At 51.4% G+C, this 4,951-nt stretch carries 6 protein-coding genes; 2 read left to right on the top strand and 4 right to left on the bottom strand.

Annotation, left to right across the window (positions count from 1 at the left end; translation table 11 throughout):
* Positions 1-443: 443 nt before the first annotated feature.
* A complete protein-coding gene (locus PN477_RS04785) occupies positions 444-1,235 on the top strand; it encodes an LmeA family phospholipid-binding protein (protein WP_072621703.1) in 792 nt (263 codons plus the stop codon).
* A 2-nt stretch (positions 1,236-1,237) separates the two neighbouring features.
* Here PN477_RS04785 and PN477_RS04780 read toward each other — a convergent pair whose 3' ends face one another.
* Complete coding sequence (locus PN477_RS04780; RefSeq protein WP_272147035.1) at positions 1,238-1,738, bottom strand: hypothetical protein; 501 nt, start codon at positions 1,736-1,738, stop codon at positions 1,238-1,240.
* 345 nt (positions 1,739-2,083) lie between these two features.
* Here PN477_RS04780 and PN477_RS04775 point away from each other — a divergent pair, with 345 nt between their 5' ends.
* Positions 2,084-2,596 (top strand): TIGR02652 family protein, encoded by a 513-nt coding sequence (locus PN477_RS04775; protein ID WP_272119644.1) that lies wholly within the window; start codon positions 2,084-2,086, stop codon positions 2,594-2,596.
* A 442-nt stretch (positions 2,597-3,038) separates the two neighbouring features.
* Here PN477_RS04775 and PN477_RS04770 read toward each other — a convergent pair whose 3' ends face one another.
* From PN477_RS04770 to PN477_RS04760, 3 genes are all read right to left on the bottom strand, one after another.
* The gene (locus tag PN477_RS04770; RefSeq protein WP_272119643.1) at positions 3,039-3,233 is read right to left on the bottom strand and encodes a hypothetical protein; all 195 of its coding nucleotides are present in this window, start codon (positions 3,231-3,233) and stop codon (positions 3,039-3,041) included.
* Positions 3,234-3,258: 25 nt separating this feature from the next.
* Positions 3,259-3,591 carry a hypothetical protein gene (locus PN477_RS04765; RefSeq protein WP_272147033.1) on the bottom strand — a complete coding sequence of 111 codons (333 nt, stop codon included), beginning with the start codon at positions 3,589-3,591 and terminating at the stop codon, positions 3,259-3,261.
* Between the two features lie 216 nt (positions 3,592-3,807).
* Positions 3,808-4,827 (bottom strand): hybrid sensor histidine kinase/response regulator, encoded by a 1,020-nt coding sequence (locus PN477_RS04760; protein ID WP_272119641.1) that lies wholly within the window; start codon positions 4,825-4,827, stop codon positions 3,808-3,810.
* Between the last annotated feature and the right edge of the window lie 124 nt (positions 4,828-4,951).

The raw sequence follows: 4,951 nt of genomic DNA, 5'->3' as shown, positions 1-4,951 counted from the left end.
ATTTTGCTGCGCCGCCAGTACAACTGGACTTCGCTCGTGTAGGCTGTCTGATCCATCGTCTCGGGTGGGTCGTTGACCAAGGATTATACTAACATCAAGCCGTCCTAGAAGGACGGGGTTTCTACCCAAATTTTCGATGAGCTGCGATCGCAACTCTCGCCCCATGTGAATCCATCGTGGGATCTTGTCCTCCCGTTGAAAAAAATTTTTACCCTGATTTCCCATGGGAAAAATCTCACAGATGGCAATGAGTATAAATACTCAACACCTTGACGGGCGGTCGATCGCTCCGTTTTCGCTATTCCTGCGATCGCCGTTCCCTCATCCCCAACTCCCAGCAAGCGATAACAATACTCTTTGCTGAATCTTTAAGATTCTGTTACAAGGAAGGTAGGAAGTAAATTTTTGTAACAAACGTTGTGAGCAGCGCGGACCTTAGTTTTATGTTTGGTGGCTTTATCGGCTCGAACTCCTCCCAAAAACCAGATTGGGGAGAGGATCTCCTCAATAGCGTTGCTAGCAACACCCTGCGGCATCTGTTTACTCAAAGTGACATGGTCGATGTCAAGGTGCGCTGCAACCCCTCTAGCAAGCTTCTCCAAGGAAGTATTGATAGTTTCAAGATGAACGGTCACGGCTTGGTCATCCGGCGGGACTTTCGCACCGCTGAATTGTCCTTTGAAACCGATGCCGTTGCCATTGACTTTGGCTCGCTGCTCAAGGGACAAATTGCCCTAAAACAACCCACGCAAGCAGTGGCCCTCGTCAAACTAACCGAAGAAGATATTAACAGCGCCTTTTCAGCGCCCCTTGTTCGGCAACGCCTCGAAGGCCTCACCGATGAACGACTGACGAACCTCTCCGGGGGGCAACCGGTATCGTTTAACGAGATCAGCCTCAAGCTGTTGCCCGACAATCGAATCAAGTTATTCGCCAAGGCGAATCTCACGAATAAGATTGTGCCGATCTGCTTCAGTTGTGAGTTGGGCTTGGCGAAACGGCGGCGGATTACCTACGAAGCGGCTGAATTTATGGCCGACGAAATCCCCACGGCAGAACAGGGTCTCTCTAAAATTCTGATGGGTATTTTGGTGGAAATCCTCAATGAGATGGTGGATCTTGACCGCTTTAACCTGGATGGGGTGACGCTGCGGATCAACCGCTTGGAAACAAAAGGCGCGACCTTGAACTTTAGCGGCTATGCCCAAATTGAACGAGTGCCGCGTACGGGCTGAGGTTAGCTCGGTGGGAGTAGGGAGGCGATCGCCTCGGCCAAGGCTTCGGCGCGTTGGGAACCGATCAACACAGGTCTGCCGCTGGTGAGTTCAACCCAAACACCACGATCGCCCTGCACGGTATAGGCCATACTCGACCAGCCGCGCCGAATCCCCCAGCCGCCGTAGTCTCTGATGGGGCGATAGGTGAGAGCCTCGCAGGATCGAATGCGATCGCGGGTAATGCTACGCCGTTTCAGGGGAAAATAATGAATCAAAATCCCGGCTTCGCTGACCTCAGTGTTAAGCTTCATCACCGCAAATAGCACCGTATTCAAGCAGGCTACCCCCACCACTAGGAGCAACACCCAAACGGGGCTAGGGTCGGGGTTAGAGCCAAACACGCGATAGAGGGTCACGGCAATGACAACGCCATTAATCCCCAGCAATAAGGCCCAGAGCCATCGTTGGCGAAATTGTTGTACTTCTTGAAAGAGGAGAGCGCGATCGTGTTCTGTGGTCATTGGTTTCCACTCCATACCCGTTTTAGAGGCTGTTTGAAAAGTTAAAATCAGATCCAAATCATGAGCTTCACTCAATGGAAACAAGGGGCTTAAGCCCCTTGCCTTTCTATTAAAGACACTTTTTAAACAAGCTCTTAGACCTATCTTGGCTCACGCCCCTGCATGAACGGAGCGATCGTCTCTACTTTGTTACGTTGGTTTTGAGGATTCCCCCCCATTTCTGAAGCCCGACAGCGGCAATGGTTCGGAAACTCCCAGGGCTGAGTTTGACGCTCTATAATGAAACCACGCTAGCTCCTGTTAGAGGGTTGCTCGTACAGAAACGACTACGGTTCCAACGGTTCTATGATTAACCCGGCCTTGCAATACCCGATCTTCGGGGCAGAGATTCATTGCCCCCACTGTCGCCAAGCGATCCCGGCGTTAATGCTCACTGATACCTACCTTTGTCCTCGCCACGGCGCATTTGAAGCCGATCCCAACACAGCAGAATTAGTCCATCTCCAATCGGGCCGCCATTGGCGGCAATGGAACGAAGAATGGTATCGCCAACACACCCACCCCGATGGGATTCGGTTTGAAATTCATGAAGCCCTCGATCGTCTCTATACCCAAGGCTACCGAGCCACACAGGTTATGATCGCCCACCGTTATCAAAGCCTTGTCAGTTCCTACCTAGAGCGGAGTAGTGCTTGGCGTAGTCCGGATACAGATGCAAAAGTGCCCCGGCTGTATGGGTTACCGGTGGTGTTTAGCCCAGAAAGTAGTGATGATCCCTGTTGGGATGTGATCAATTTCAAGTTAGAAAAAGAGCCGGGTGTACCCGTGCGTTACCCCTACTTTCGGTTATTTGATTAGTGCAGAGTCAAGGCTTAATATTCGGATCGTCTTGAATGTCCTAAGCTCAACGTGACGGTGCGTTACGCTTCGCTAACAGCTACTGTCGTGACACAGCTAAAATGGTGCTTTGTCTGTCTTTATGTAGGGTGGGTTAGGCGGCTTAACCTCCTGCCATTACTGCAATCTAGCAATCCGCCGTAACCCACTGGTTAACGTGTGTCGTGACAGTAGTGGCACGCCTTAAGTTATGCAATGGCTGCGATCGCTGAAATATCCGTGCTTGGTGCGTTACGCTGCGCTAACAGCACCCTACTTAATGCCTTACTTTGGCCGTGTCAATCCAGTAGGGTGAGTTAGGCGGCTTAAGCTCCTGCTATCACTGCAATCCGACAATCCGCCGTAACCCACCGCTTAGGGTATGTCGTGATATCAAGCGGGATGCTCTCCATTCCTTGTCCTTTCAACAACCAATCTCGTCGCCGGGAGGTGCTGAAAACAGGCTTGCTGGCGTTCTGGTGTGCTCGCCACTGTGTTCGGCTGTTTCCATTGCCATGGTCAGTTGTTTGAGCAACGATTCTGCTTCCGCGTCATGGGCAGCCCGGCGACCGCTGAGATAGAGGATCAGGTTTTGGAGTAGGGGTTGGGGAATATCCATGGGGTGGGCTTGTCACGATAGGGGGTTAAAGGTAGCCATTGAGGAAATCAAAGAGGGATTGATCCAACGGCTCAAAGATTGCATCATCCCAACAGGGTTCAGGCCAGAGGGATTGTAGGACAGTGAGGAGGTCTTGTTCGATCGCATCAAGATCTTCTGCGGCAAAGAGACCCATGAGGGCATCAATGTCACGATCATGGAGGGGCATGAGGGCGGCCCCGTAGTATTCCTGTGCTGAGAAGGGTGAGGTGGGGGGACGGGCTTGATGGTGCTGGAGACGTGTTTCTTCAATGCGGGTGCTAAATCGCACTAAATCGGCGGGAAAGGATTGGGGGACTTCACCAAGGCTGGCAACCATAGCAATGAGGGAATTAAAATACAATGCACACAATGCAGGGGGCGATCGCATCCCTCCGTTGAGCGATCGCATCCCTCCGTTGATCCTGAACCATGCCTAAAAAATAGGGGCAAATTCAAATCACTCCCTGCTTCAGCCTACAATCGATTTTCCCGGATTGTGGTATCAAAATCATCATTTTTTCACACACTGGGGATGGAGATCTGAACGGGCAATTCAATCGTGAAGCGTGTTCCCTGGTGGGGGGGGTGAATCACAGCGCAGTTGTCCGCCATGCTTCTCGACGATAATCTGCTGGCTAATGGAGAGACCGAGGCCCGTGCCTTGGCTGATCGGTTTTGTGGTGAAAAAGGCATCAAAGATTTTAGCTTGAATGGCGGTGGGGATGCCGGGGCCGTTGTCTGTGATCATGATTTGGACGCGATCGCGCCCCATAGCTTGAGTGATGATCTGAATTTGCGGGGGCTGCTCTGGGGGAAATTCACCACTATTGAGAGCATCAATGGCATTACTCAACAGATTCATAAACACCTGATTGACTTGGCTGGGATAACATTCCACCAACGGCAATGTCCCGTATTGTTTCTGAATCGTAATCCCTGGCCCCGAGGCCGTCGCCTTGCAACGATTATGCAAAATCAACAGCGTACTCTCTAACCCTTCATGGAGATCCACCGCCTTCGTTTCCGACTCATCCAGCCGCGAAAAATTGCGCAAGGACAACACCAAATCCCGAATCCGTTGCGTTCCCAAATCCATCGACTGGAGCAATCGGGGCAAATCGTCCCGAATAAAATCAAGGTCAATGGTCTCCATCTGCTCCAGTACCGGCGGCGGCAACGTCGGACAATGCTGACAGATTAACGCCACCAACTCCAGCAAATCCGTAATATAGTCCCGTGCCGGCTGCAAATTGCCATGGATAAAATTAATCGGATTATTAATTTCGTGGGCAATCCCCGCCACCAACTGCCCCAAAGCCGACATTTTTTCACCCTGGATCAGCTTCACTTGAGTTTGCTTTAAATCTTCAAGGGCGGCGTTGAGGGTTGCCGTGCGAGCCGCCACTTGTTCTTCTAGACTCCGTTGCAAGGTATAGAGTTGGAGGTGAACCTTAATCCGAGCCAGCACTTCATCCTGTTGAATCGGCTTGGTAATGTAGTCCACCGCCCCCAGTTGTAAGCCTTTCACCTTGTCGAGGGTATCGGAAAGTGCCGTCTTGACATACTCCCCCACTAAACCCTACGGGCTATAGTGGGAGATTCTGAACAGCCAGTTACCTGACCATTTATCCACTCAAACAACGAAAGTTGCAGAGGGTTGCTAGGCTCAACGACTCACGCCATTGATTTATCCTGAT

Origin of the sequence: Spirulina subsalsa CS-330 (assembly GCF_028330765.1) — a bacterium.
Lineage (GTDB): Bacteria > Cyanobacteriota > Cyanobacteriia > Cyanobacteriales > Spirulinaceae > Spirulina > Spirulina subsalsa_A.
Note: the sequence above shows the minus strand (reverse complement) of the source record. Positions and strands in the feature narration are given on the sequence as shown.

Excerpts from the sequence above, each read along its gene's own strand:
- PN477_RS04775 (WP_272119644.1), top strand. The coding sequence starts at position 2,084 with ATGATTAACCCGGCCTTGCAATACCCGATCTTCGGGGCAGAGATTCAT.
- PN477_RS04770 (WP_272119643.1), bottom strand. The coding sequence starts at position 3,233 with ATGGATATTCCCCAACCCCTACTCCAAAACCTGATCCTCTATCTCAGC.
- PN477_RS04765 (WP_272147033.1), bottom strand. The coding sequence starts at position 3,591 with ATGGTTGCCAGCCTTGGTGAAGTCCCCCAATCCTTTCCCGCCGATTTA.
- PN477_RS04785 (WP_072621703.1), top strand. The coding sequence starts at position 444 with ATGTTTGGTGGCTTTATCGGCTCGAACTCCTCCCAAAAACCAGATTGG.
- PN477_RS04780 (WP_272147035.1), bottom strand. The coding sequence starts at position 1,738 with ATGACCACAGAACACGATCGCGCTCTCCTCTTTCAAGAAGTACAACAA.